Source organism: Desulfolithobacter sp. (assembly GCF_054025815.1).
Map to the genome: position 1 here is coordinate 80,361 of NZ_JBPMMS010000024.1, position 26,322 is coordinate 106,682.

The 26,322-nt window shown below is 56.3% G+C and carries 21 protein-coding genes; 5 read left to right on the forward strand and 16 right to left on the reverse strand.

Annotated features, from left to right (window positions below; all coding sequences use genetic code 11):
- The first annotated feature begins 40 nt into the window (after positions 1 to 40).
- The 5 genes from ACXJJY_RS06645 to ACXJJY_RS06665 all read left to right on the forward strand — a co-directional run bounded on the left by ACXJJY_RS06645 (position 41) and on the right by ACXJJY_RS06665 (position 9,834).
- Positions 41 to 1,021: an efflux RND transporter periplasmic adaptor subunit gene (locus ACXJJY_RS06645; RefSeq protein WP_456386192.1), complete on the forward strand. Its 981-nt coding sequence runs from the start codon at positions 41 to 43 to the stop codon at positions 1,019 to 1,021.
- 98 nt (positions 1,022 to 1,119) lie between these two features.
- Positions 1,120 to 4,380 (forward strand): efflux RND transporter permease subunit, encoded by a 3,261-nt coding sequence (locus ACXJJY_RS06650; protein ID WP_456386194.1) that lies wholly within the window; start codon positions 1,120 to 1,122, stop codon positions 4,378 to 4,380.
- Positions 4,373 to 5,596 carry a TraB/GumN family protein gene (locus ACXJJY_RS06655; protein WP_456386196.1) on the forward strand — a complete coding sequence of 408 codons (1,224 nt, stop codon included), beginning with the start codon at positions 4,373 to 4,375 and terminating at the stop codon, positions 5,594 to 5,596. The genes ACXJJY_RS06650 and ACXJJY_RS06655 overlap by 8 nt, the downstream gene beginning before the upstream one ends.
- Positions 5,597 to 5,690: 94 nt before the next feature.
- Positions 5,691 to 6,032 carry a ribosome assembly RNA-binding protein YhbY gene (gene yhbY, locus ACXJJY_RS06660; protein ID WP_456386198.1) on the forward strand — a complete coding sequence of 114 codons (342 nt, stop codon included), beginning with the start codon at positions 5,691 to 5,693 and terminating at the stop codon, positions 6,030 to 6,032.
- A 16-nt stretch (positions 6,033 to 6,048) separates the two neighbouring features.
- Positions 6,049 to 9,834: a hydantoinase B/oxoprolinase family protein gene (locus tag ACXJJY_RS06665; RefSeq protein ID WP_456386200.1), complete on the forward strand. Its 3,786-nt coding sequence runs from the start codon at positions 6,049 to 6,051 to the stop codon at positions 9,832 to 9,834.
- 37 nt (positions 9,835 to 9,871) lie between these two features.
- Here ACXJJY_RS06665 and ACXJJY_RS06670 read toward each other — a convergent pair whose 3' ends face one another.
- The 16 genes from ACXJJY_RS06670 to ACXJJY_RS06745 form a co-directional block, all read right to left on the reverse strand.
- Entirely contained in the window at positions 9,872 to 12,220 is a 2,349-nt protein-coding gene (locus tag ACXJJY_RS06670; protein WP_456386203.1) for a hybrid sensor histidine kinase/response regulator, read from the reverse strand.
- A complete protein-coding gene (locus ACXJJY_RS06675; RefSeq protein ID WP_456386205.1) occupies positions 12,217 to 12,654 on the reverse strand; it encodes a hypothetical protein in 438 nt (145 codons plus the stop codon). Before ACXJJY_RS06675 ends, ACXJJY_RS06670 begins: the two co-directional genes overlap by 4 nt.
- A gap of 341 nt (positions 12,655 to 12,995) precedes the next feature.
- Entirely contained in the window at positions 12,996 to 14,207 is a 1,212-nt protein-coding gene (locus ACXJJY_RS06680; RefSeq protein ID WP_456386207.1) for an EAL and HDOD domain-containing protein, read from the reverse strand.
- Positions 14,208 to 14,467: 260 nt separating this feature from the next.
- Entirely contained in the window at positions 14,468 to 15,883 is a 1,416-nt protein-coding gene (locus tag ACXJJY_RS06685) for an NADH-quinone oxidoreductase subunit N (RefSeq protein ID WP_456386209.1), read from the reverse strand.
- 73 nt (positions 15,884 to 15,956) lie between these two features.
- Positions 15,957 to 17,474, reverse strand: a complete 1,518-nt coding sequence (locus tag ACXJJY_RS06690) for an NADH-quinone oxidoreductase subunit M (protein WP_456386211.1) — start codon at positions 17,472 to 17,474, stop codon at positions 15,957 to 15,959.
- A 15-nt stretch (positions 17,475 to 17,489) separates the two neighbouring features.
- Positions 17,490 to 19,274, reverse strand: a complete 1,785-nt coding sequence (locus ACXJJY_RS06695) for a Na(+)/H(+) antiporter subunit D (protein WP_456386213.1) — start codon at positions 19,272 to 19,274, stop codon at positions 17,490 to 17,492.
- Between the two features lie 147 nt (positions 19,275 to 19,421).
- The gene (locus ACXJJY_RS06700; protein WP_456386215.1) at positions 19,422 to 19,679 is read right to left on the reverse strand and encodes a hypothetical protein; all 258 of its coding nucleotides are present in this window, start codon (positions 19,677 to 19,679) and stop codon (positions 19,422 to 19,424) included.
- The gene (locus tag ACXJJY_RS06705) at positions 19,676 to 21,172 is read right to left on the reverse strand and encodes a monovalent cation/H+ antiporter subunit D family protein (protein ID WP_456386217.1); all 1,497 of its coding nucleotides are present in this window, start codon (positions 21,170 to 21,172) and stop codon (positions 19,676 to 19,678) included. Before ACXJJY_RS06705 ends, ACXJJY_RS06700 begins: the two co-directional genes overlap by 4 nt.
- Before the next feature lie 21 nt (positions 21,173 to 21,193).
- Positions 21,194 to 21,520 carry an NADH-quinone oxidoreductase subunit NuoK gene (gene nuoK, locus ACXJJY_RS06710; protein ID WP_456386219.1) on the reverse strand — a complete coding sequence of 109 codons (327 nt, stop codon included), beginning with the start codon at positions 21,518 to 21,520 and terminating at the stop codon, positions 21,194 to 21,196.
- The gene (locus ACXJJY_RS06715) at positions 21,517 to 22,068 is read right to left on the reverse strand and encodes an NADH-quinone oxidoreductase subunit J family protein (RefSeq protein ID WP_456386221.1); all 552 of its coding nucleotides are present in this window, start codon (positions 22,066 to 22,068) and stop codon (positions 21,517 to 21,519) included. Before ACXJJY_RS06715 ends, nuoK begins: the two co-directional genes overlap by 4 nt.
- Positions 22,068 to 22,505, reverse strand: coding sequence for a 4Fe-4S dicluster domain-containing protein (locus ACXJJY_RS06720; RefSeq protein WP_456386223.1), 438 nt, complete (start codon positions 22,503 to 22,505; stop codon positions 22,068 to 22,070). Before ACXJJY_RS06720 ends, ACXJJY_RS06715 begins: the two co-directional genes overlap by 1 nt.
- Before the next feature lie 2 nt (positions 22,506 to 22,507).
- Positions 22,508 to 23,494, reverse strand: a complete 987-nt coding sequence (gene nuoH, locus ACXJJY_RS06725; protein WP_456386225.1) for an NADH-quinone oxidoreductase subunit NuoH — start codon at positions 23,492 to 23,494, stop codon at positions 22,508 to 22,510.
- 20 nt (positions 23,495 to 23,514) lie between these two features.
- Positions 23,515 to 24,633, reverse strand: a complete 1,119-nt coding sequence (locus ACXJJY_RS06730) for an NADH-quinone oxidoreductase subunit D (RefSeq protein ID WP_456386227.1) — start codon at positions 24,631 to 24,633, stop codon at positions 23,515 to 23,517.
- Positions 24,630 to 25,289: an NADH-quinone oxidoreductase subunit C gene (locus ACXJJY_RS06735; RefSeq protein WP_456386229.1), complete on the reverse strand. Its 660-nt coding sequence runs from the start codon at positions 25,287 to 25,289 to the stop codon at positions 24,630 to 24,632. Before ACXJJY_RS06735 ends, ACXJJY_RS06730 begins: the two co-directional genes overlap by 4 nt.
- Positions 25,286 to 25,780: an NADH-quinone oxidoreductase subunit B gene (locus tag ACXJJY_RS06740; RefSeq protein WP_353740442.1), complete on the reverse strand. Its 495-nt coding sequence runs from the start codon at positions 25,778 to 25,780 to the stop codon at positions 25,286 to 25,288. The genes ACXJJY_RS06735 and ACXJJY_RS06740 overlap by 4 nt, the downstream gene beginning before the upstream one ends.
- Positions 25,765 to 26,172 (reverse strand): NADH-quinone oxidoreductase subunit A, encoded by a 408-nt coding sequence (locus tag ACXJJY_RS06745; RefSeq protein ID WP_456386231.1) that lies wholly within the window; start codon positions 26,170 to 26,172, stop codon positions 25,765 to 25,767. The genes ACXJJY_RS06740 and ACXJJY_RS06745 overlap by 16 nt, the downstream gene beginning before the upstream one ends.
- Positions 26,173 to 26,322: the final 150 nt, after the last annotated feature.

Below are 26,322 nucleotides of genomic sequence, written 5' to 3' on the forward strand. Positions count from 1 at the left end.
CTTTTTTTTTCTGATGCCCGGCTGGATCTTTCCGGCCTCCGTGAATGGTGTTGTCACCACCTGTACTGTCCAGCCCTCCTTCGTGGAAACCAGCTTCAGCGGTTTCACCCGCCCCCGATCTGAACTTGACATCATCAGCGAAGTATCCGGCCGTTGCCTGAGTGTGGAGGCGGATATCGGGCAACCCCTGCCCGACAATGGTATTTTTGCCACCATTGATTCCCTGTTCACCCGGCTGGAACTCAGCGCCACCCTCAACAAGATACAGCAGAACCAACGCCAACTGCTCTACGAACAACAGGAAGTGGACCGCTATACATCCCTGGTAGCCAGCCAGGTCTCGGCCCGTTCCCTGCTGGACGCAGCCGTGTTGCGGCGCGACAAGGTCCGGCTCGTCCTGAAAGGCCTGGAAACCGAAAAACAGCGGCTGGAAGAGCTGCTTGCCCGCCACCGGGTCCCAGGTCCTCCCGGCTTTCTGGTCATGGCCCGGCACGTGGAACCGGGCCAGTGGGTCACATCCGGCCAGTCCCTGGCCCGGGCCGGAGATTTTCGCACCCTGACCGTGCCCCTGGCAGTAACCTATATCGAGCTTAAGGCCCTGGAACAGATGAAAAAGATCCCGGTCTCTCTGCCGGAACTGAACATTTCCGGGACCGCCTCTTTATATCGCATCTCCCCTGGTTTTGACCCAGTCACGCGCAAAACCAGAATTGAGCTGGCCCTGGACAGGGAGACCATGGCCCGGCTGCCGGTGCACCGCGGGGGCTTGCGGGTCGAACTCACACTGCGCCTCCCCGATCCCCTGGGCGGTCTTCTGGTTCCAGCCCCGGCCGTGGAAGAACGGTACGAGGAATACTGGATCACCCGTTCCGATCACTCCAGAATCCGGGTCATCGTCCTTGGCCCGGCCCCGGATGACCACAGCGGTGTACCCATGCTGCGAATTTCCTCGTCCGGACTCCAGGCCGGTGACTGGATTATCTGTCCCGAACCTGCAGAACAAAAGCCCCGTGACCGGTAATTCCCAAACTCTGCCTGAAGGGCCGGAAATCTGGCTCCAGCCCGGTCCCGAAATTTTGTTTTTCCGGGAGATACAGGGAACCAACTGACAATTTTTTCATGACCGGACTTGTTCATTTCACCCTCAAGCAGAAAGTCTTCTGCAACCTCCTCTTTATGCTCCTGATGGTGATCGGAGCCTATGCCATGTTGCGCTCATCTGTTGAGCGCTATCCAAATATCCATTTCGGCAAGGTGATGATCGACACCTATTTCCCCGGCGCATCTCCCGGAGACGTGGAGGCCCTGGTCACCAGAGTGATCGAAGACGCGCTGGAAAACATGGATAACGTCGAGTATATCCTCTCCCACTCCTACCGGGAGCGTTCATCCATCCTCATCAAGTTCATCGATGACACTGACTACCAGCGCGGCTACGACGAAGTCCGGTTTCGGGTCCAGACCATTCTTTCCGACCTGCCGGACACTGTGGAGCCACCCAGGTTCAACGAACTCGATGTCAACGACTGGTTTCCCGCCATTTCGGTCAACATTGTCGGGGCACGCTCCAACCGGGCTCTGAACCTGATGGCCAGCGACCTGAAAACCAGGCTCCTGGCCCGCGTCCCGGACCTGAAGGAAATCAAGATGATCGGCGAATTCGTCCGCGAATTCCACGTCCTGCTCGACCAGGAGCGCATGCAAAGCCTTGGTGTCACCTTTGACCAGGCGGCACGGGCCCTCTCCCAAGCCAACATCACCGTCCCGGCCGGCACATACGACACCCCGGGCGGGGAATTCATGCTCCGGGTGGACGAACGGTTCCACAGCCGGACCCAGGTCATGGACACCATTATCCGGAAAGACGGGGACGGTTCCTTTGTCCGCATCCGCGACATTGTCGCCCATCCCGAAGCCCCCCTGCCCGAGACCCTCTCTTACCGCCAGCCCTTTGTCATGTCCTCGATCAACGGCCAGGACTGTGTTTCGCTCCAGCTCATCAAAACCCGCAAGGGCAATGCCATTCATATCGCTGCCGAGACCAGGAAGGTGGTGGAAGAAAACCGTAACCGGTACCGGGAAGAGGGGGTCGAACTGATCGTCACCCAGGATTCCACGGTCAGGATCAAGGATTCCATGCGGGTACTGGGTACCAACCTGCTTCTCGGCATCACCCTGGTCTGCATCCTCATCTGGTCTGTAATGGGACTGCGCAACGCGGCCCTGACCACGGTGGGTATTCCTTTTTCCTTCATGGTCACCATGGCCATCATGTACCTGACCGGCAACTCGATCAACGAAATCTCCCTGTTCGCCTTTGTCCTGGTCTCAGGAATCATTGTCGACGACGCCATCGTGGTGGTGGAGAATATTTACCGCCATGTCCAGCAGGGCAAGAAACTGCACGACGCGGTGAAAGACGGCACAGCCGAGGTTTTTTTACCGGTGGTCTCGGCGACCCTGACCACGGTCGCAGCCTTTCTGCCCATGCTGATCATGACCGGTTCCACCGGCGAATTCTTTGCCGTCATCCCCAAGGCGGTCACCTACGCCCTTATCGCCTCGCTGCTGGAATGTCTTTTCATTCTCCCGGTCCATTACCTGGACTTCGGCCAGCGGGCAGTCTCGACAAAAAACCGGGAGCGCCGCTTTCGCATCAGCGGCGACGGCCACAGTCTGGAGATCGAGGATACCCGGTTCATGGCATTCAACCGAGCCCTGTTCAACTACCTGCTCGAGCGGGTGCTGATCTATCGCAAAAGGTCGCTTTTGCTCCTGCTACTCTTCTTCTCACTTGCCCTGTTCATCGCCCTGGTCTCTCTCACCGGGCGGATGAACCTCATCAGGGTCTCGTTCTTCCCGGACGACTACTCCCTCTACTATGTGGAAGTCACCGGGCCGGCCGGAACATCCATCAACACCACCCATGAACTGATAAAAAGAATCGCCGCCGAGATCATGGCCGACGGCCCGGGCATGGCGACCTCTGCGGCCGGTATTGCCGGGTTCTACCTCAACGAGGACTACTATCCGGTCTGGGGCAGCCAGGTGGGCCATGTTGTGGTCACCCTGCCGGCCAGCCGCGACCGGAGGTTCGAGGACGGTTCCGGCGATATCCTCCTCCACCTCGACTCCATGCGCCGCAAACTGGCCCACTTCAGCCGGGAGACCGGCTTCAGGCTCCACATCCGTCCGGAAAAAGACGGGCCGCCGACAGGCAAGGATATCAACATCCGTATCCTGGGCCGGCAACGGGATCAGGTCCAGGAGGTGGCAGCCCGGACCATGGATTTCCTGCGCCATGATCCCGACATCTCCCCCTGGCTCATCGATCTCCAGGACGACCAGGGTCAGCCGGGCCGGGTCCTGCGCTTTGCAATCCGGCCGGAACGAACCATGGAATACAATCTCACTCCGGACCAGGTAGCCCTGCTGGCCGCCTCGCTTCTCAATGGCCGGATCGTGGGTAAATACCGGCTCGAGGACGAAGAAATCGACATCAAGCTCAAGCTGGCCACTACTCCGGAACATGGCCTGAAAGAAGCCCTTGCGGCCGTGGCCATCGCCCATCCAGACGGGCCGATACTCCTGGGTGACCTGGTCGAGCCGCAATTTTCCATCGAGCCCGGTTTTCTCAACCGATTCCAGGGACTGTCCGCCGTGACCCTTATAGCGGACCTGCGTCCGGAGAGTGCCGTGTCCTCCCAGTCCGTGGTCGAGAAGGTCAAGGCCTGGTTCAAATCGGTCCAGGACCAGTATCCCGGCGTCAGCCTCAACTTTGCCGGAGAATATGAATCCACCCGGCGCTCGTACACCTCGCTGACCTATGCCTTTTTCATAGCCCTGACGCTGATATACCTTATCCTGGCGGCCCAGTTCAGCTCCTATACCCAACCACTGATCATCATTTCGGCGGTGATTTTCGCCCTGATCGGAGTGATCTACGGCACCTTTCTTTCCCGTTCCCTCTTTACTATTAACTCATTCATCGCTATTGTCGGAGTAACAGGGGTTGTGGTCAACGATTCCCTGGTCCTGGTCGATTTCATCAACAAGGCCTACCAAAAGGGGTTGACCAGACACCAGGCCATTGTCGTCGGCACCAACATCCGATTACGGCCGATCATCCTGACCACCCTGACCACAACGCTCGGGCTTCTGCCCATGGCGCTTGGCATACCGGAATACTCCCTGGTCTGGGGCACCATGGCCATGACCTTTGTCACCGGTCTGTGCACCGCAACCTTCCTGACCATCATCATCGTCCCGGTGGAATGGGATATGCTCATGGCAGCGACCGAGCGCCGAACAGACATAAAAAAGAAAAAAATTTCCGGCCCGGGCCGGATGCGAATACATATCGAGCAGATACATGACTGACCAGACAACAGACAAAACACCTTCAGACCCTCTCTTCCCTGCCCGTGAATATCCACAGGACGCCACGGTCATCAGGAGTGGCGACAAAACCATCCTTCTGGTGGGCACGGCCCATATTTCCAGACATTCAGCCGAGATTGTCGAACAGATCATCAAGGAGGAGCAGCCCGACACTGTGTGCATCGAACTGGACGAGAAACGATTCCAGGCCCTGTCCAGGCGGGAACGGTGGGAAAACCTGGACCTGAAGCAGGTAATCCGCAACAAGCAGCTGGCCACCCTGATGGTCAACCTGATCCTGGCCTCGTACCAGAAAAAACTAGGCGGCCAGCTGGGCATCGTGCCGGGCACCGAACTGCTCACGGCCGCCAATGTGGCCTCTGAGCTCGGCATCCCGGTGGAGCTCTGCGACCGGGACGTGCGGGTGACCCTGCGCCGGGCCTGGAAGGCCACCCCCTTTCTCAAAAAAGGCTACCTGCTGGCCACTCTCATCGGTTCGCTCTTTGACAAGACCGAGCTGGACGAAGAAAAGCTGGCCGAGCTGCGCAAAAAAGACGTACTCTCCGAGCTGATGAAAGAGATCGGCGAGGTCATGCCCCAGGCCAAGGAGGCGCTCATCGACGAAAGGGACATCTACATGGCGGAAAAAATCAAGAATGCCAGGGGCAAACGGATCGTCGCCGTGGTAGGAGCCGGGCACATGGCCGGCATCGAGCGAGCCATCCATGAAGATAACAGCCACCGGATGGCCGAGATCGATACCATCCCTCCGGTCTCGAAAACCTGGAAAATCCTGGGCTGGTCCATTCCTGTGGCCATCATTCTCTCCATCGGCGCCATCGGCCTGCGCCAGGGAGTAAGCGAGGCCGGGGCCAATGCCCTGTACTGGATCCTGGCCAACGGTATCCCCTCGGCCATTGGCGCCATGATCGCCTGGGCCCATCCGGCCACCATCTTCTCCGCTTTTGCCGCCGCTCCCATCACCAGCCTCACCCCGATCATCGGCGCCGGCTATGTGTGCGCCTTTGTCCAGGTAATGACCAACCCGCCGGTAGTACGGGAGTTTGAGGCTGTGGGCCAGGATATCGGCTCAGTCAGGGGATGGTGGCGCAACAGGCTGCTGCGGGTCTTCCTGGTCTTTTTCATGACCGGTTTTGGCTCCTCCATCGGCACCTGGGTCGGTGGCTACCGGATCTTCACCAATCTGTTCACCTGAGCCCGAAACCGACCGACATCGGCAAAAAATCCCGGCAGCGGACACCATCCTTCACCACAGTGCTCAAATAATCAATCCAGATAGCAACTTGACCATGGCTGACAAAAAGAAAAACAAGGAAAAAAGAATACCGGCCCTCAACTCCAGACAGATCCGTTACCTGCGCAGCCTCGGCCACCACCTGGATCCGGTGGTCCTGATCGGCCGGGAAGGCATCAGCGACAGCGTCATCCAGTCGGTACGCGATGCCCTGAAGACCCGCGAACTGCTCAAGGTCAAACTGGGCCAGAACTGCCCGGTTGACAAAAAGAAAGCCTCAGGAGAGGTCGCCGCCCGCACCGGTGCGGTCCTGGTCCAGCTCATCGGCAAGACCATCCTTCTCTATCAGCCAAACGACGACCTGCCGGAAAAACAGCGCATCACCCTTCCCCGCTGACACCTTCTACGGTTCCATGAGCACAGACAGCAATCCTGAAGCTCCAGATCGCAAGTTTCGTTTTTCCATCGATCGCGGAGGCACCTTCACCGATGTTTACGCAGAGGTGCCGGGTGTTCCTGGTTACAGGGTGGTCAAGCTGCTTTCCGAGGACCCGGCCAACTACGATGATGCCCCGCGGGAAGGGATCCGCCGCATCCTGCAGGAAGTGCTGGAATACCCCATTGATCCCGACAATATCCCTACCGACCGGATCGACTGGATAAGAATGGGCACCACGGTGGCCACCAATGCCCTGCTGGAGCGAAAAGGTGCCCGCTGTGCCCTGCTGGTGACCAGAGGCTTTCGCGACATCCTCCAGATCGGCTACCAGGACCGGCCTGATCTCTTCGACCTGGAAATCCGCAAACCCGAGCTCCTCTACGAAGAAGTGGTGGAGGTGGATGAACGGCTGCAGATCCTGCGGCCGGACACCGATCCCGGCAAACACGAAGTGGTGGAGGCTGTGACCGGGGAACGGTTCATCATCCTCCAGCCCATTTTGCTGGAACCCCTTAAAAAGGAGCTGGCGCAGATCAGGGCCCGTGGCATCACCTCGGTAGCCATTGTCTTCATGCACGGCTATGCCTGGGCCGGACACGAGCGGGCCGCAGCCCGGGTAGCCAGAGAGCTTGGCTTTACCCAGATCTCGCTCTCTGGCGAGGTCATGCCCAGGGTCAAGCTGGTGGCCCGGGGCGATACCACCATGGTGGATGCCTATCTCAACCCGCACATCCGCAGCTACCTGGCCAGTTTCCGCCGCGGCTTCGATAACCGGCTCAAGGATGTCAATGTTCTGTTCATGCAGTCAGACGGCGGCCTGGTTGACGCGCAAAAGTTCAGCGGCTCGCGGGCCATTCTCTCCGGCCCGGCCGGAGGCGTTGTGGGCTATGCCATGACGACCTTTCACCGTGAAACAGGAAAGCCGGTGATCGGTTTTGACATGGGCGGAACCTCCACCGATGTTTCCCGCTACGGCGGCGAGTACGAGCTGACCTTTGAAGCACGGACCGCCGGAGTCCGCATCCAGGCCCCGCAGCTGCACATCAAAACCGTGGCAGCCGGGGGCGGCAGCAGGCTCTTTTTTGAAAACAACATGTTCAAGGTGGGGCCGGAATCCTCAGGCGCCCATCCCGGCCCGGTCTGCTACCGGAAAAACGGCTTTCTTTCCATCACCGACGCCAACCTGGTCCTGGGGAGGATTCAGCCTCAGTACTTCCCCCATATCTTCGGGCCGGAAGAAAACCAGCCCCTGGACAGAGACGGCGCCTACCGGGCTATGGCCGAACTGACCGAAGAAATCAACCGCACCTACCGAAAAAAAGGACTGGAGCCGCTTGGCGTGGAAGAGGTGGCCCTGGGTTTCCTCGACGTGGCCAACGAGGTCATGGTCCGGCCGATACGGGAGATATCCGTTCTGCGCGGTTTTGACATCAAGGAACACATCCTGGCCACCTTTGGCGGGGCCGGACCTCAACATGGCTGCGCCATTGCCCGCAAGCTGGGCATAAAAAAAATATTCATCCACCGGTTTTCCGGCATCCTCTCTGCATTTGGCATCGGCATGGCTGACGTGGTCAGTCAGCGGCAGCGACCATCTGCCCTGACCTGGAACCGGGAAACCCAGCAAAAACTCAAGCAGGAACTCGACGAACTGTGTGAGCAGGCTGTAAAGGAGCTGCTTGACCAGAAATTCACCCGGGACACCATCGAGGTGCAGCGCTACCTGCACCTGCGCTACCAGGGCACGGACACTCCGCTGATGATCCAGGAACCCGAAAACGGTGATTTCAGGGCCGCCTTTATCAGGGAATACCAGCGCGAATTCGGTTTCACACTTGGCGACCGGGATATCCTGGTCGATGACGTGCGGGTCCGGGCCCTGGGCAAGTCAAAACAACTGCACCGCAGAAAACTGGAAAAAAAGGTTTGTCCCCTTACCCGGCTGGGCACCCACCCGTGCTACTTTGCCGGTTCCTGGCACGACACCGACATCTTTGCCCTGGAATCGCTGGGACCGGGAACAGAAATCCAGGGGCCGGCCATCCTGATCCACGACACCACCACCATCCTGATCGAACCGGGCTGCCATGCGAGGATCACGCCGTATGGCGACGTGGAGATCGAAGTGGGGCAGGAGATGAACTCCCGCCGGGTGGATACCCGGATCGACCCGGTCAACCTGGCCATCTTCAGCAACCTGTTCATGTCCATTGCCGAGCAGATGGGCCGCATGCTGCAGAAGACGGCAATCTCCACCAACATCAGGGAACGGCAGGACTTTTCCTGCGCCCTGTTTAATGCCCGGGGCGAGCTGGTAGCCAATGCGCCGCACGTCCCTGTCCACCTCGGCGCCATGAGCGAGGCGGTCAGAGAACAGATCCGCCGCCGGCAGTGCGACATCTTTCCCGGTGACGTGCTGGTCTCCAACCACCCGACCGCCGGCGGCAGCCACCTGCCAGACATCACGGTCATGACTCCGGTCTTCCATCGCCGGGAGGACGCCAGTCACCTGGAAATTATCTTCTGGGTGGCCAGCCGGGGCCATCATGCCGATATCGGCGGCATCTCACCGGGTTCCATGCCCCCCAATTCCCGCCGGCTCAGCGAAGAAGGGGCTGCCATCCTCTCCTTCAAGCTGGTGCAGGACTCTGTCTTCCAGGAAGAGGGCATCAGGAGATTGCTGCTGGCCAGGCCCCATCCCACCCGGCGTCTGTCCGACAACCTCTCGGACCTCAAGGCCCAGGTCGCCGCCAACCAGAAAGGGATCGACCTGATCCTCGAAATGGTGGATCATTTTGGCCTGGATGTGGTCCGGGCCTACATGGGGTATGTGCAGGAAGCTGCTGAAGAGGCGGTACGAGAGAGTCTGCAGGAATTCTCCCGCCATCACGGCCTTGCCGACAGGGGTACAGTGGAGGCAGAGGATTTTCTCGATGATGGCAGCAGAATCTGTCTGCACCTGACCATCGACCGGAACCAGGGCAGCGCGGTACTCGACTTTGGCGGTACGGATCCGCAGATCTGGGGCAACTGCAACGCACCCCGGGCGGTGACCAAATCAGCCATCCTCTACAGCCTGCGCTGCCTGATAAAAAAAGATCTGCCCCTGAACGACGGCTGTCTGGCACCGGTGGATATCCGCATCCCCAAAGGCTGTCTGCTCGATCCCTCGCCGGATGCGGCAGTGGTGGGCGGCAACGTCCAGACCTCCCAGCGGATTGTCGACGTTATTTTAAGAGCCTTTGAGATGGCTGCCGCCTCCCAGGGCTGCATGAACAACCTCACCTTTGGCAACTCCGAGTTCGGCTATTATGAAACCATCGGTGGCGGGGCCGGAGCCGGACCTGGCTGGCACGGCCAGTCCGGAGTCCACACCCACATGACCAATACCAGGATTACAGACCCGGAAATCCTTGAGCGGTGCTTTCCGGTCCTGCTGCGCGAATTCACTATCCGCCACGGCTCGGGTGGACAGGGCAGATTCCGTGGAGGTGATGGACTGGTGCGGGAGATCGAATTCCTGGAGCCCCTGCAGGTGAGCATCCTTTCCGAACGCAGGGTCTTTGCCCCCTACGGCCTCCAGGGAGGGAAACCGGGCAAAAGCGGCCGCAACCTCTTCATCCGCGCCGACGGTACCACCGTCAACCTGGGCGGCAAGAACGAAATCCAGGCCGCCCCCGGCGACCGCATCCGCATCGAGACTCCAGGAGGAGGTGGCTATGGATTCCCGGAACCTGGCCCGGAAAAGAACTCGACTTGAAAAACCCGAGTCCCCCCTGGCAAGTCAGACAGAGCCCTCAGGACAGTTCAGCCAGTACCTGTTCAAGGTCCTTTAACAAAAACGGCTTGACCAGGGCGGCGGCGAAACCATACCTGTGGCAATCGGCCATCACTGGATCGTTGGAATAGCCGCTGGAGACAATGAGCGTGGCCCGTGGATCAAGGGCCAGGATTTCCTCAGCGGCTTCCCGCCCTCCCATTCCACCAGGAACGGTGAGATCCATAATCACCATATCAAAGGGAGTACCATCCTCCTGGTACCGGCGAAAAGCCTGGACGGCCTCCCGGCCATCGTTCACTGTTACCGTGGAGTACCCCAGGCCTTCCAGCATGGACTTTGTCACAGCACGGACCAGTTCTTCATCGTCCATGACCAGGACTCTTCCACCACCAGAAACCATACGGCCCTCGTCACCAGACTCGGTTGTCGCCATCCGGGCGTCCGGATCCGCCGGCAGATATATCTTGAACGAACTCCCGGCGCCCTTGCAGGACTCCACCGCGATATGGCCATTATGTCGTTTTATGATCGAGTGGCAGATTGCCAGTCCCAACCCGCTCCCTGTTTCCCTGGTGGTGTAATAGGGCTCGAAAATGCGCTCCAGCCGGTCCTGATCGATACCGCAACCAGTATCACTGACCGTGATTCTGACATATGGCCCGTTGTCAAGGCCGGGGATGTTTTCCCCGGTAATGCTCTGCAGATTGGCACAGCTGATGGTGACCGTCCCGCCATCGGGCATGGCATCCCTGGCGTTGAGGACCAGGTTCTGCAGAACCTGACTGATCTGTCCCGGATCAATATCCACGAGCCAGAGGTCATCAGGAATCTGGAATAGACAGCTCACCTTTTCTCCATGGAGCACAAAATCCACCGATTCCCTGATAACCCCGCCAAGAGAACTGGTCTTTTTCACCGGCACGCCGCCCTTGGCAAAGGTCAGCAGCTGGCCGGTAAGTTCCTTGGCGCGCAGCGAGGCAGTCTTGGCATTGCAGACCAGCTCCATGATCTTCGAATCTGCAGCGGCCAGTCTTTCACAGAGGCTGAGACTGCCGATGATGGCTGCAAGAAGGTTATTGAAATCATGAGCGATACCACCGGCAAGCACTCCTATTGACTCAAGCTTTTGTACTTTCTGGAGTTCTTTTTCCATTTGCAGCTGTCTCGTGACATCACGAAAGACAAGCACCACGCCGATGATCGCTCCGTCATGGTCCCGGATCGGTGCCCCGCTGTCGGCGATATGGCGTTTCTTTCCATCACGGCCAACCAGCAGGCCGTGGTTACCAAGCCCGACGATATTTCCGGTGGCCAGCACCTTTTCCACAGGGTTCTCGCAGGGCATGCCGGTGCGGTCGTTGACCAGCTGAAAAATTTCTTTCAGGGGCTGACCAATCGCCTCCGAACTACTCCAGCCGGTCAAGTTTTCCGCCATGGCGTTGAGAAGAGTCACCCGCCCGTCGGTACCGGTACAGATAACGCCGTCGCCAATGCTCTTCAGGGTGATGGCGAGACGTTCCCGCTCTGCGGACAAGGCCCGTTCCGCCATCTTGCGGGCAGTTATGTCCTGAAAGTTCTGGATGATACCGATAAGCTCACCCCCGGCATCATAAAACGGCCTGGCGGTGACAAGGTAATAGCGCACCCCCTTGCCCCGGCATTCTTTCTCAAGCTCGCAGGTCACCCTTTCCTGGTGACCATCCACCACCAGACGCAGGGTACATCTTTTGGTATGACAAGTCGAACCAGGACGATTCTCATGGCACTTGACTTGATCCGCCCCGTCCATGAACGGCCACACCTCACGGTAGGCCTCATTAGCATGCTTTATTGTGTAATCAAGACCGGTGATGCAGGTTGGGACAGAGGAGTTGAAGATGTTTTCCAGGGTAGCCCTGGATTCAAGAAGCTGAATTTCAATATGGCGCCGCTCGGCAATCTCTTCTTCCAGCTTGAAGTTGATCTGCTCAAGGTCCTGCGTGCGCTCCTCCACCAGTTGCTCCAGATGATGCTTGTGGTGCTCCAGCTCCTCGTGCACCGTGCGGAACCGGTGAAAATAGATACCAAAGGCAAATATCACCACAAAAACAGCGCTGTTGACAGAACCGCTCACCGGGGCAATGGACCGCCAGACACCGGGCATGTTACCCAGCAGCAGGAACTGTTTGACCAGGTGACCAAAAGAGCGGGAAACAGCGAAAAAAACTATGGCGACGGTCAGGAGATAGATATACTGCCTGAATATATCTTCAGCCCGACGGCCAACCCATTGCCTGGCGGCCTTGAAGCTGGCGAGCGCCAGACCAAGAGTCGCCAGCGAGCCGACGATATCACTGATAACAACCGGCCACCAGGAAAGCATCATACCTGAACACTCCACCTTTTCAGGGCTCTAAAGAGAAAGAAAAAGGCCGGAACCAGCAGCAGATGGTCAAAACGACTGAAATAAAAATACCAGTCCAAAAGACAGTCTGCCCTGAAGGTGACTGTGTGTCCACCGTTCCCTGTAAAATGATCCGGGGAGATACTGCTATGCAGCCAGTGCCCTGCAAACGTCTGGATATTCCAGAGGATAATCAGCCAGAGAAAGATTCGAAACTGGCGCCAGCCAGGAGCCTGAAGGGAGAAGCGATGGACACGGAAAAGCATGTATGCCATACCGGCGAGAAAAAGAATATGGCCAAGCTGGTGGGAAAAAAGCCCTTCCGAGTCAGCATGGGTCTGAACAGCGAAAGCAGGGATTGCCCGGGCGAGAAAAAGCCCCATGGTTGAGAGGAAAACGGTGATCATGGTAACCATGTTTGTGCCTGCTGGTTGAAAAGAATACTCCGTTAAAACGGGCAATCCCTGTCCTGGGGATATGCACTGTTTTCGGATACCGTTGCAGCAAATCTCCTGATCACTTTTCAGGAAGTGCCCCCTTTTGTTTTTTCTCGTATCTATAAAATTTTATGAAAAACAATATTTGAAGTCAAAACAAAACAAGAGGAAACAAGGCCTTTTTTCCCTTTCCTTCCGAGACGCAACTCATTGAACAAAAAGATGTTTACGACATTTCAGGACAAATGTGACGATCCTGCATCGTAGTACCATGGTAATCCGTCTCACGCCCGATTGCCCTCTATCGGTGACCAAGATCGTCACGACAGGACCCGGGTCACAAACTTCACTGCATGAACATACATGGGTGCTACAAGGTGGGGTTCGACGCCGATACTCTTCAGAGCGGCCAGACATTTTTTGGCATCTTTTTTTTCATAACTGGTAACAACCGCAAGATAAGGAGCATATGGCCCTTTTTTCTCTGTCAGAGCCAGGACAATATCCTCTCCCAGGGGAACCCTGCGGACGATATTCTTCATCGGCGTGTCGAGGATGGCGTCGATCAGCGAGAATATTCCGAGGAGGAAAAGCTGGTTTGAAGTCACCTGGTGATGACTGCTACCGATGGCCAGCTGTTCACAGAACCTGGCCCGAATCAGGGCCAGCCGTACCAGTTCCGCCGGTTTGTTCGAAGCCATTTCCGAAACGATGGCCAGACAGACGAAACTCCGCACCCCTTTCTCTCCCAGGTAGACAAGGGCGTGACGGATGGACTCCACCTCTTTGAGCAGGTAGTAATAGGCCGAATTGATATAGCGCAGCAGCTTGTAGGTAAGGGCCACGTCCGAGCTGACGATCTCCTCCAGGCGGTCCACAGTGGTCGACGGCTTGTTGACCTCAACCAGCAGCCGCAGCAGGCTTATCTTGGCCGAAGGCACTTCCTTGATCCTCAGCCGCTCGGGCCTGCTGAAAAAATAGCCCTGAAAATAGCTGAACCCGAGCCTGGTCGCTTTCTCGAACTCTTCGTGGGTTTCGATCTTCTCGGCCAGCAACTTGACGTTGAACCGTGAGAGACGGTACAGGGTCCGTTCGATCTCGGGCATGGAGAGCTGACGAAAATCTATCTTTATGATATGGGCCAGTTCGATGAGGGGGACAAGACGCTTATCAAAAACAAAATCGTCCAGGGCCAGGGTGTAGCCAAGCTTGACCAGGTTTCTGCACACAGTCAGGATCCTGGGCGAAGGAGGCACATCCTCGAGTATCTCCACCACGATCTTGTTCCTGGGGAAAAAGGGGACGATATTCTTATCGAGAAGTTCCTCGGTAAAGTTAATGAACGAGAGCTTATTGCCGGCGATCTCCTCGATTCCCTCGGTCAGGAAGGTACTGGACAGTACACTGCAGGTTGCCCGGCTGCCGCTGACCTTGTCCAGGGTATCGCCCATGGATTCCCGAAAGAGCAGCTCATAACCGTAGGTCTTCAAATGGACATTGAAAATTGGCTGCCGGGCGATATACACATCCATGACAACGACCTGACTGGATAGAGGGACAGCGGATCGTGTTTTCCTGGACGTTGAAAAACGAACCGGTAAACAGACCAGTGGATGTTACCAGTATACCACAAATCATCGTATGAGAAAGAAAAGCCCGGCTTTCCCGCCAGGTAAACAAAACAGACAAAAAAGCCCGGCCGGAAGAAACTGTCCGGCCGGGCCTGCTGCAAGCAATCTTTCCTTAAAATTACAGCCTGTTGCCTTCCCTGTGATCTCTTGGCAAAAAGCGGTTACATAATGGATTGCACCACCGTTCCGGCAAAGGAAACGATCTTGGCCGGGAAAACACCCATGATGATTATCAGGAGGACCAGAACTACGCCGATGGTCTTGGTGAAGCAGTCCACCGTGACATCGGGCCGCTCTTCGGGATCTTCGGTATAAGCGGCTTTGACCACCGACAAATAGTAGTAGATGGCAATAGCCGTATTGACAGCCGCGAGGATGACCAGCCAGAGATATCCCTGTTTGAAGGCACCGGTCAAGAGCATGAACTTACCCATGAAACCGACAAAAGGCGGGATCCCGGCCAGGGCAAAAAGGCCGACCGCCAGGACAAAGGCCAGGATCGGTTCACGCTTGTGCAATCCGTTGAGATCCTCTATGGCAAGATTCTCACCCTTACTCGATACATTGGCCAGCACCAGAAAGCAAGCCAGGTTCATCAGAACATAGCCGATGATGTAATAGATGGAGGTGGCGTAACCGCTCACCTGCATGGTCAGGATACCAAGAAGAACAAATCCGGCATGAGAGATACCGGAAAAGCCAAGCATCCGCTTGACATCGGACTGAACCAGGGCGGAAAGGTTACCGTAGAACATGGAGCACAGTGCCAGGGTCATGAGCAGATAGACAATGATCTGCACGTTGCCCTGGGCCATGGTGACAAAGCGGATCAGCAGGGCCACCGCGCCCAGTTTGGGGATGGTGGCGATAAATCCGGTGGTCTCGTTGGACGCCCCCTGGTAGATATCAGGAACCCAGAAATGCATGGGAAATACGGCCAGCTTGTAGAAGAACCCACCCAGCACCATGAGGACGGCAAAAACAGCTGCCGGCTGGGAAGCAACCTTCTGCAGGCCGGGAACGATCTCGGCCAGGTAGGTGGATCCTGTGAGCCCGAAAAGATAGCTCATGCCATAAAGCATGAAGCCGGTGGCCATGACCCCAAAGAGGATATATTTGATCCCGGCCTCCATCTGGATCCGGAGCCCTTTCTGATCATCACGCATGGGCACGAGCAGGTAGAGGGCAAAAGAGGACAGCTCCAGAGAGACAAAAATGGAGATCAGCTCGACCGAGCTGACCAGGGCCATCAAGCCCAGTACCGAGAGGAAAAGAAACATATAGTATTCCGGCCGTACCTCGGTGTCGATATCCTTGTCAGTCTGGTTGAAGACCGTCACCACCAGCAGCGCGAATCCCATGACCAGCTTGAAGAGCTGCGAGAACTGATCAACCTGGTAGGAATCGAAAAAAAGAGATGCCCTGGTTCCGAAACAGACTATGGAGGCCAGAAAAGTGAGAAATCCAAAGAACACGGCGGTGTTCTTGATCTGACCAGCGTTGAGCTGCTTCGTCAGACTGAGCGCAAAGAAGGCCAGTGCTGCCGCAAGGAGCGTAAGTTCTGGTAGGATTGCCATTTGGGTATGTCCTCGGTTAACATCTGTGCAGGTTGATTATTTTTCCTGCACCTGGGTAAAAATTTACTACGATCTACCGCAAGATAATATCAGCCACCGACTGAGCCTGCCGCCAGTTGTGCAGTCCGTCGAGGAGATTGACCACCGATGTGTGCATCATATCTATGAAGGGTTGCGGTCCAAGTCCGATCCAGAATACAAAGATCAGGAACGGAGTCAGGGTGATAATCTCCCGGATGCCCAGGTCCTTGAGATAGGACTGGTCTGGATTGTCGGTACCGCCCCAGATGATCTTCTGCAGCATGCGCAACATGTAGGCAGCGGCCAGCACGGCGCCGGGTATGGCGGCCAGGGCCAGCCACTTGTTGAACTCAAAGGCTCCGGCCAGGACCAGAAACTCGCCGATAAAGGAATTTGTGCCCGGGAAGCCGAAGGAGGACAGGGAAAAAAAGGCCAGGAAAGTCACAAACCAGGGCATGTACTTGCCCACCCCGGCGGCCAGACGCAACTCGCGACTGTGGGTACGCTCGTAGATCATTCCCACGCAGAGGAACAGAGCACCGGTGGTGACACCGTGATTGATCATCTGCAGAATCGCACCTTCCAGCCCCTTGGTGTTGAGGACAAAGATTCCAAGGGTGACAAATCCCATATGGCCGACCGACGAGTAGGCGATCAGTTTCTTCATGTCATGCTGGGCCAGGGCCGTGAATCCGCCATAGATGATACCGGCGATGGAAAGATAAAGGATATAGGGTGCCAGCAGAAAGGTGGCATCCGGGGTTATGGGGAGGCAGAAACGAAGAAAGCCATAGGTGCCCATTTTCAGGAGCACAGAGGCCAGAATGACCGAACCGGCGGTAGGCGCCTCCACATGGGCGGCCGGCAACCAGGTGTGGAACGGGAACATGGGTACCTTGATGGCAAAGGCAAGAAAAAAGGCCAGGAACACCAGGACCTGAAAGTTCATGGAGTAACTCTGCCACATCATGTCCGGTATGAAGAAACTGCCGTTTTCCTGGTACAGGGCGATGATGGCCACCAGCATCAGGATGGAGCCGGCCAGGGTGTAGAGAAAGAACTTGATGGAGGCATACACCTTGCGCGGTCCACCCCAAATGGCTATCAGCAGGTACATGGGGATGAGCATGAACTCCCACAGGATATAGAAGAGCACGAAATCAAGCGCCATGAACACACCAAGCATGGAGGTCTCCATGATCAGAAGGCAGATCATGAACGGCGTCACCCGAGTCTTGATGTACTTCCACGAAGCCAGCACGCAAAAAGGCATGATGATGGTGGTCAGCATGACAAGCAGGATGGATATGCCATCGACCCCGAGGATGTAATTGATGCCCAGCTGCGGAATCCAGGCATGGGCCTCGGCAAACTGATATTTGGCTGTTGAGGTGTCAAACCCGGTGACCAGCGGAATGGAAAAGATGGCGGTCAGCGAGGTAATGGCCAGGGTCCAGAACCGCGCAAAGGACTCGCTGGAAAAAAACAGCATAACCACAGCTCCGGCGAGCGGGAAGAAAATCAGGAAACTGAGCAGGGGAAATCCCTCTTTTATGATCAGTACGTCCATTCCCTTAGGTCCTATTTAGTAGAGTTGAAAAAGTGTGTACGTGATCAGTACGATCGCGGCAAAAGTTGCGGCATAAAAGATCGTATACTGAATCTGTCCGGACTGGAGAACCCGCACCCTTCCGCCGATACTGCGAACGCAACGGGCAATGCCATCCACCACCCCGTCGATGGCGTGCCAGTCGAACCAGCTCCAGAAGCGGGCCGTGGTCATGAGACTGACCAGGCCGACAGCGCGGTAGGCTTCACCCCAGGCGGTGTCAAACCACTGGATCGGATTTCTGGCAACCCAGAGAAAGAGGCCGCCGCCCTTGCGATAGAACCAGTCCACGTCCAGGCAGAGTTTGTCTTCGGGCACCAGATATTTCTTGAAAGCATAGAAGGCCAGGGTTGCAAAGCCGAGCAGCTGAACGGTCTCGGCGAAGTGGTATGCGGTAAACGGCGTGTATTCAACAGGATAGGGCAACAGGCCATAGAGAATACCCGGAAAGGAGCCAACCAGGATGCAGAAGAATGCGCCAAAGGTCATGGCCATCTGCATGTTCCATGGCGGATCAGCCGCCTTTTCGTAGGTTTCCGGGCTGCCGTTTTCTTTGCCGAAGAAGAGAAAATACGGCAGTTTGAGACCGTTGTACATGAAGGTGCCGGTGGCACCGAACATGAGAAGCCAGCCGACCCAGTACAGGTGTTGCTCAAAGGCCGCGCCTACAATCATGCCCTTGGAGGCGTAGGCAGCAAAGAAAGGAGCTGCGGAAATAGACAGACACCCGATAACGGTGAAAATCATGGTGGCCGGCATCTTGCGGTAAAGCCCGCCCAGTTCGGTAAATTTGGTTTTGCCGGTCATGTACAGAACCGAACCGGTGCCCATGAAGAGCAGCCCTTTGTAGAGGATATGGGCCACGGCATGGGCTGAGGCACCGTTGATAGCCATCTCGGTACCTATGCCTACCGCAGCCACCATATAACCTACCTGGGAGACAATGGACCAGGCGAGCAGCTTGCGGATGTCATTCTCCATCACCGCGTAAATCACGCCGTAGAGGGCCATAACTACTCCGAGCAGGACCAGGATATCCATGCCGGCGCAGGCCCTGGCCAATGTGTACACAGCGGTCTTGGTGGTGAAGGCGCACATGAAAACCGCACCGTTAAACGATGCCTCGGAGTAGGCGTCGGGCAGCCAGGAGTGCAGCGGAACTATGGCCGCGTTCAAACCCAGACCGATCATGATCAGCCAGGTGTAGAGCTCAGGGTGCTTCACATCCATCAGGGTAAAGGCCAGATCGCCGGTGGCCTGGTAGCGCAGCATGATACCAAAGAGCAGTATCACCCCGCCGATGGTGTGAATGAGCAGGTAACGGTAGCCGGTACGCAACGAGTTGGGCCCGCGCCGGAACCATACCAGGAAGACCGAGGCAAAGGCCATCATTTCCCAGAAGAAGAACAGGGTCAGATAATCACCGCAGTAAATCGTCCCCAGAGAGCCTGCCACATAGAACCAGGCCGCCATGTGCTCCTCGGCCTTTTCCACGTGCAGTCCGTACAGGGTGCCGATAATGCACATGAGCGCCATGATGTAGGCAAAGACCGTGGACAACTTGTCCACCCGGCCAAATACCAGCTGCCAATCCATGAACTGGAAGGTCATGAACTGACCGGAAAGGGCCGAGTTGGATACCACGGCACTGAAACTGAGCAACGGGATCAGCACCAGGTACGGCTTGCGCAACGGCCCACGGACAAAGGGCAGAATCAATGCTCCGATGATCAGGATGAATGCGGGATGGGTAAAACTCATTGTCGGTTAATCCTCGCAGATTCTTGGTAGTGTAAAAGTCCGCTCCACCCGGGGGTGACGCAGGAAACTTTCAAGGTCAGGATATGTTTTTTCACGGTCGCGGAAAGAGGGAACATCCGCCGGTCCTTGCTCCAGACCGGAGACTCTTTAGTCGTCGTCGGGATCGTAATAGTCTGTCCTGGTCATGATCCCCGACCGGCCGTACCAGTGCGCGATACCTATAATTGCCCCGGCGGCGCAGAAACCGAACAGGGACCACAAAAAGGGCACATGCTTTTCCACCCAGGTGTGGGCATGGCTTTTGTCTACGTAGAGGGAGTAACAAAGAACCAGCCCCAGCACGATATAGCAGCCCAGTTTCATGGCCTGGGGCCGAGCCCGCAGGTAGTCTATCAGTCTAATCATCCTGTCACCGCCTTGACAAATTGCATCATGAAGTTGGGATAGATTCCGATGATCACGGACACGGTGGCCGCAATCAGGATCGGTATCAACATGGAGAGCGGAGCCTCTCTGATACCCACAGCCTCCTCACCGGCAGGCCGCTTACCGAAAAAGGCCTTGTAGGTCACCGGGGCGAAATAGCCGACATTGAGCACCGTGGAAGCGATCAGGATCAGGAGAATACCGACCTGGTGGGCCTCCATGGAACCGACCAGCAGGTACCACTTGGTCACGAATCCGGCCACCGGCGGAGCGCCGATCATGGACAGCGAGGCCACGGCAAAGGCGCCGAAGGTGAAGGGCATGCTGCGCCCCAAGCCACTCATCTCGGAGATGTTCTTCTTGTGGGTGACCACATAGATGGCACCGGCGACAAAGAAGAGGGTTATCTTGGAAAAGGCGTGATTGACGATGTGGATAAGCCCGCCGCTCACCGCATGCGGGGTGAGCATGGCCACCCCGAGGATGATGTAGGAGAGCTGGCTGACCGTGGAGTAGGCCAGCCGCGACTTCAAATTATCCTTGGTCAGGGCGATAACCGAAGCCATGATGATGGTGAAGCCGACAAAATAGGCCGTGGGTATGCCCAGGTTCAGCGCGCTCATGGTATCGACACCGAAAACATAGAGCATGGTCCGGGTGGTGCAGAACACGCCGACCTTGACCACGGCCACCGCATGGAGCAGAGCCGAAACCGGGGTCGGGGCAACCATGGCGCCGGGCAGCCAGTGGTGCAGCGGCATGATACCGTTTTTGGCAAACCCGAGCAGGCAGAAGATGTAGAGCATGACCACAACCCAGCCCTTGGTATCCACCGGAATGATACCGGTAAAGATATTATGCGGAAAGTCCAGGGTCCCTGTCAGCACATAGATCAGAATCATGGCTGGCAAAAGGAAGAGTTTGGCCGTGGTGGTCAGGTAAACGATATATTTCCGCGCCCCGGCATATCCTTCCTCATCCTGATGATGGGCGACCAGCGGATAGGTGCAGACCGAAACAATCTCGTAAAACAGATAAAGGGTAAACAGGTTGTCCGACAGAGCCACACCGATGGCGCCGAAGATGGCCAGGGCAAAGCAGGCGTTAAAGCGGGTCTGGGCATGTTCCTTGAGCCCGCGCATGTACCCCATGGAGTAAAACACGGCAATAATCCACAGTGACGAGGCCACCATGGCGAAAATCATCGAAAAGGCATCGGCCCTGAGGGTGATCGACAAGCCGGGCAGCAGGTGGAAAATCGGGTATACCAGGGTTTTGCCCGCCCTGATCGACGGAATGAACGACAATACGATGACAAACAGCAGTACGGCCGAGGAGAACGAGGTGAACTCACGGAGATTGGGATGATTTCTGAGCATCATCACAACCAGGCTGCCAAACAGCGGAATCATCACAGCCAGCAGCAGATTGGAGTTTACGACAATGTTTGCGGTTGTGGAGACAGCGTCCATAACGATATATTCCTCTTAGGCTTACCCGTGGAGATCGACCAGATCTTCAGTATCGATGCTCTTGTAGTTCCGGTACACGGCAATCACGATGGCGATGGCGATGGCTGCCTCGGCGGCGGCTATGGCCATGATGAACAGCGTGAAGATCTTTCCTATGGACGGATCCGGGGCCAGGAACCGGTTAAAGGCCATGAAGTTCATAGAGGCGGCGGCCAGTATCATCTCCGCGGAGATCAGCATGCCGATAATGGTCCTCCGGGCAATAAAACCGTAGATCCCAAAGCCAAACAGCATGGCACCAATGATCAGATAGGTGTTGAGACAGTTATACAGATTCAGCATGATCAATCCCTTCCTCTGCGCGCCACGACCAGGGCGCCGATTATGGCAACAAGAAGTACAATGGAGATCAGCTCAAAAACCATGGTATGGGTGGTCAGCAGCGTAATACCCATGTGATGCATGTCACCGGTTCCCTCCCTGGGGAAAACCTGCCAGCTGGTGTTGAGTCCAAGCAAGGTGAAGGCAGCAAAAAAAAGCGCCCCGACCGAGAAGCCAAGTGGCCCGGCCAGGGGCGGGTTCTTGCGGCCAATCGGGTCCTTGTCCTCCGGTTCGGCCAGCATGATGGCAAAAGCGATGAGGATGGAGACCGCCCCCACGTAAATGAGCATCTGCATCATGGCAACAAACGGGCTGAGCAGAAAGTAGTAGATACCAGCCACCCCGGTGAAGCAGACCGCAAGACCTGCCACCGCGCGAATAAGCCGCCGGGCCATGATGGCGATGAACGCGCCGCCGAAAACCGTGGCGACCAGGAACAGAAAAATCAGGCCGACTATCCCTTCTGCGGTGAAAAGCGACGGGTTGGCAGCCGGCTGACAGATAACAGGTTGCATCAGCTCTTTTCCTCCAGTCGTTTCAGAAGATCGAATATGTAATCTTCCTTTCTGGTTCCTGCCAGGTTGTACTCCCTGGAAAAGCGGATAGCATTGAAGTTGCAGCTCTCGATACATGAACCGCAGAGGCTGCACTTGGTAAAGTCCAGTTGATACTTGGTCAGAGACTTCTTCTTGGCCCCCTCCTCCTTTTTGCCGGTCAAGGTAATGCATCCGGACGGGCAGGCACGCATGCACATACCGCAGACAATGCAACGGGGCTTGCCTTCCTCATTTGCCACCAGCTCGATATGACCGCGGAACCGCTCGGTCATGACCGGTACCTCCCACGGGTACTGCTCGGTGACCACCGGCTTGAAAAACTCCCGGGCCGTGATGGAGAGGCCTACCACCAGACTCCTGGCTCCGCCAAAGATATCATTCCAGTATGCGCTCATGGTTAGAACACCTTGATAAATGCTGCCGTTACAAGCAGGTTTACGAGGGAAAACGGGATCATTATCTTCCAGGACAGATTGAGCAGCTTGTAAATCTGGGTTCGCGGATAGGTCCAGCGAATCCAGATAAAGGAAAAAATCAGAACATATATCTTGACCAGGAACCACCATACGCCGGGAAACAGGCCAAAGGGACAATCCCAGCCGCCAAGGAAGAGAATCGTGGTCAGACAGGCGCCGACAACGATGTTGAGATACTCACCCATCATGAAGAGACCAAAACCCATTGACCCATACTCGGTCATAAAGCCGGCGATCAACTCGGACTCAGCTTCACCCATGTCGAACGGGGCCCGGTTGGTCTCGGCGATGGAGCAGATGAAAAAGATGATGAAGGATACCGGCATGAGGATCGACTTATCAAACCTGAACACATTCCAGTGCCAGAATCCCCCCTGCTGATCCATTGCGATCTCATGCAGGCTCATGGAACCGGTGATCATCACGATGGTGATCACGGTCACCAGCATGGGAATCTCGTAGGCCACGTTCTGTGACACGGCCCGGGCGGCGGAAATAACAGCATACTTGTTGGCCGAGGCCCAGCCTCCAAGCAGTATCGCAAACATTCCTATGGAGGCCAGGGCAAAGAGCAGCAGAACAGACAGGTCGATAGAGCGGGCCTGGATGTTTTCGGAAAAAGGAATGGTCACCATGGAGGTAATGGCCGGGATCATGGCCAGGATCGGCGCCACCCTGAAGAGAATACCGTCCACGCCCTGAGGAACCAGCAGTTGTTTGCTCATCAGCTTGAGACCATCGGCCAAAGGCTGCAGGAGTCCGAAGGGACCCACTTCCTTGGGACCGATACGACGCTGGATATGGGCCGCGCCCTTACGCTCGCACCAGCCCAGGTAGGCGGCATTGAGACCGGCAAAGGCCATGAATCCTATGAGATAGATAATCGGGCGCCAGATGCTTGTTTCCATATTGCTCTTACCTCTTCCCCTTAACGGTCGATCTCGGGAATGACCAGGTCCAGGCTGCCCATGAACGCCAGGGCATCAGCCAGCAGCATGCCTTCGGCGACTTCACCGAACAGGCTCAGATTGGAAAACGTCGGAGAACGCAACTTGAGTCGATATGCCGACTTGCCTCCGTCACAGATCAGACGGCAGCCAAAACTGCCCCGGGCAGCTTCCACGCAGGCGTAGTAATCACCTGCCGGTGGCTTGAGAATTTTGGGCACTTTGGCCTTCACCGGCCCTTCGGGGAGCTTGTCCAGGGCCTGCTCGATGATGCGCATGGACTGCTCGATCTCGTCCATGCGGACCAGGTAGCGGGCCATGGAATCGCACTCATGATAAACGGGAATATCGAAATCAAATTCCGGATACACTGAATAGGGTTCGTTTTTACGCACATCGTACTTGATCCCGGAACCGCGCAGGACCGGGCCGGTGGCCCCGTATTTGCGGCACTGTTCAGCGGAGATGATACCGATACCCTCAAGACGTTTTCGAAAAATGATGTTGCCGGTGACCAGATCGTGGTACATACGCTGCATCCGCGAGCGCAGCCGCTTGATGAACTCATAGGTACCCTCGATGAACTCCTCGTCAATGTCGTTATATACACCGCCGAACCGGAAGTAGCAGTAGGTCAGGCGCGAGCCGGTGATCCGTTCGAGCAGATCAAGGATCTTTTCACGATCATCGAAGGCGTAGAGCAGCGGTGTAAAACCGCCGAGATCAAGGATAAAGGCGGCCCACCAGAGTAAGTGGCTCGATATGCGGTTGAGCTCAACTGTGATGACGCGGATATACTCGGCCCGTTCAGGGACCTCAATCCCTGCAGCCCGTTCCACAGCCAGTACATAACCATGATTGTAGGCCAGGGCGTGCAGGTAATCCATCCTGGCGGTATTGGGCATGAACTGGGCAAAGCTGCCGGCCTCGGCCATTTTCTCGTGCATGCGGTGGATATAGCCAAGCACCGGTTCGGCTTTGACAATATACTCACCATCCATGGTCAGCTTGACCCTCAAGACACCGTGAGTGGCCGGATGCTGGGGCCCGAGATTGAGGACAAAGACCTCGTCTGGTGCGATCTGGATCGGGACAGTCATGGCTTGAAGTCCTTTAAGAGTGGATGAAAATCAGCATCTTCAGGCAACAGAAGCGGCTCAAGACAGGGATGAGCGGTAAAGACTATCCCGAAGAAATCGTGGGTCTCGCGCTCATGCCAGTTGGCCCCAGGAAAGACTTCCGAAATCGTGGCGACCTCAGGATTCTCCCGGGAGATAAAGGTCCGGATCACCACCCGGCACAGTTCACCGCCGGTGTGGTTGTAGTCGTATATGACCTCCATCCGGTTGTCCTTTATCCAGTCAACACCGGTAACAGCCTCAAGGGAAAAACCGAGTCCATCGAGAATTTCGGCGGCCCTGACCACCAGGTCCGGATCAAGGAGTACATCGAGATGCACTCCCTGATCACTGTGCGATAGTTCCAGGATGCCAACCTGGCGCGGACCCTCCTCCTTTTTTTTCTGCTTGTCGTCCTTTTTTCCCTCGGCCTTCTCCTTTGACCCGGACTCTACAGACGAAATTTCTTCCGCAGGGACCTCTCCTTCCCCGGATCCCTCCGGAGAAGCGACCTGTTCCACGGATTCCGTTTCGACATCAGGCTCAACTGTTTTCTCCGCCAGGGCGGCGGCTTCTGCCGCAGCCAGCTCCGGAAACAGCTCCAGCAGAGCAACGCGTGTCTCTTGTATTATACTCATGACATTACCCCATCAGGTGGGATACGCGGCCAGCGACGCTTGCCGGTTATCTTCTCCTCGAGAGTCATGATACCCTCAAGAAGGGCCTCGGGCCTGGGCGGACAGCCGGGAATGTAGACATCTACCGGCAAAAAGGTATCCGCCCCTTCAACCACGTTATAATTTCCCTTGAACTTGAACGGACCGCCGGAAATAGCGCAGTTTCCCATGGCGATAACCCACTTTGGCTCAGGCATCTGATCGTACAGGGTAAGGACGCCGGGAAGCATCTTTTTGGTGATAGTGCCGGCCACAATCATGACATCGGACTGCCGGGGCGACGGCCTGAAAACCTCGGCACCAAAGCGCGAGATATCGAAGCGCGAGCCACCGGTACACATCATCTCGATGGCACAGCAGGCCAGACCGAAGGTCATCGGCCAGAGCGAGTTGGCCCGCCCCAGGGCCAGCAGCTTATCCAGAGCCGCAAACTGAACTACTGATGACGGTATTTTCTCTGTTCCCACGTAAACACTCCTTTCACCCAGGCATAAACCACAGCAAGCGAGAGGATGCCGACAAAGATCAGCACCTCGACAAAATCACGGATGACAAACTGGGGGCTGTTGTAGGCCACAGCCACCGGAAAAAGAAACAGGACATCAACATCAAAGGCCAGAAAAATAAGTGCGTACTGATAATAGACAATACCGAACCTGACCCAGGCGGTTCCAATGGGCACCATACCGCACTCAATGAGCTGACCGGTCTTGTTGGTTATGTTGCGGGTAGATGAGGAGGGACTGAGGAGCTTGACAATGATGATAGGGCCGATACCGAAAGCAAGTGCCCCGAGGAAGAAGATTGCAACGTAGATGATGTTGGTCAGGGTATGTTGATCCATGTTGCTCCTCTGAGAAATTGTGAATGACAACATCGCCCGACACCGGGCAGCAAACTCAATAGGGCACATATAAGTAAGGCTGAAGCAGCCTGTCAAGCAAAAAAATGAACCTTCATTCATTACCAGTTTCACTGCCTCGAACTTCGGCCA

Excerpts from the sequence above, each read along its gene's own strand:
- ACXJJY_RS06650 (WP_456386194.1), top strand. The coding sequence starts at position 1,120 with ATGACCGGACTTGTTCATTTCACCCTCAAGCAGAAAGTCTTCTGCAAC.
- ACXJJY_RS06655 (WP_456386196.1), top strand. The coding sequence starts at position 4,373 with ATGACTGACCAGACAACAGACAAAACACCTTCAGACCCTCTCTTCCCT.
- yhbY (WP_456386198.1), top strand. The coding sequence starts at position 5,691 with ATGGCTGACAAAAAGAAAAACAAGGAAAAAAGAATACCGGCCCTCAAC.
- ACXJJY_RS06665 (WP_456386200.1), top strand. The coding sequence starts at position 6,049 with ATGAGCACAGACAGCAATCCTGAAGCTCCAGATCGCAAGTTTCGTTTT.
- ACXJJY_RS06670 (WP_456386203.1), bottom strand. The coding sequence starts at position 12,220 with ATGATGCTTTCCTGGTGGCCGGTTGTTATCAGTGATATCGTCGGCTCG.
- ACXJJY_RS06675 (WP_456386205.1), bottom strand. The coding sequence starts at position 12,654 with ATGGTTACCATGATCACCGTTTTCCTCTCAACCATGGGGCTTTTTCTC.
- ACXJJY_RS06680 (WP_456386207.1), bottom strand. The coding sequence starts at position 14,207 with ATGGATGTGTATATCGCCCGGCAGCCAATTTTCAATGTCCATTTGAAG.
- ACXJJY_RS06685 (WP_456386209.1), bottom strand. The coding sequence starts at position 15,883 with ATGGCAATCCTACCAGAACTTACGCTCCTTGCGGCAGCACTGGCCTTC.
- ACXJJY_RS06690 (WP_456386211.1), bottom strand. The coding sequence starts at position 17,474 with ATGGACGTACTGATCATAAAAGAGGGATTTCCCCTGCTCAGTTTCCTG.
- ACXJJY_RS06695 (WP_456386213.1), bottom strand. The coding sequence starts at position 19,274 with ATGAGTTTTACCCATCCCGCATTCATCCTGATCATCGGAGCATTGATT.
- ACXJJY_RS06700 (WP_456386215.1), bottom strand. The coding sequence starts at position 19,679 with ATGATTAGACTGATAGACTACCTGCGGGCTCGGCCCCAGGCCATGAAA.
- ACXJJY_RS06705 (WP_456386217.1), bottom strand. The coding sequence starts at position 21,172 with ATGGACGCTGTCTCCACAACCGCAAACATTGTCGTAAACTCCAATCTG.
- ACXJJY_RS06715 (WP_456386221.1), bottom strand. The coding sequence starts at position 22,068 with ATGCAACCTGTTATCTGTCAGCCGGCTGCCAACCCGTCGCTTTTCACC.
- ACXJJY_RS06720 (WP_456386223.1), bottom strand. The coding sequence starts at position 22,505 with ATGAGCGCATACTGGAATGATATCTTTGGCGGAGCCAGGAGTCTGGTG.
- nuoH (WP_456386225.1), bottom strand. The coding sequence starts at position 23,494 with ATGGAAACAAGCATCTGGCGCCCGATTATCTATCTCATAGGATTCATG.
- ACXJJY_RS06730 (WP_456386227.1), bottom strand. The coding sequence starts at position 24,633 with ATGACTGTCCCGATCCAGATCGCACCAGACGAGGTCTTTGTCCTCAAT.
- ACXJJY_RS06735 (WP_456386229.1), bottom strand. The coding sequence starts at position 25,289 with ATGAGTATAATACAAGAGACACGCGTTGCTCTGCTGGAGCTGTTTCCG.
- ACXJJY_RS06745 (WP_456386231.1), bottom strand. The coding sequence starts at position 26,172 with ATGGATCAACATACCCTGACCAACATCATCTACGTTGCAATCTTCTTC.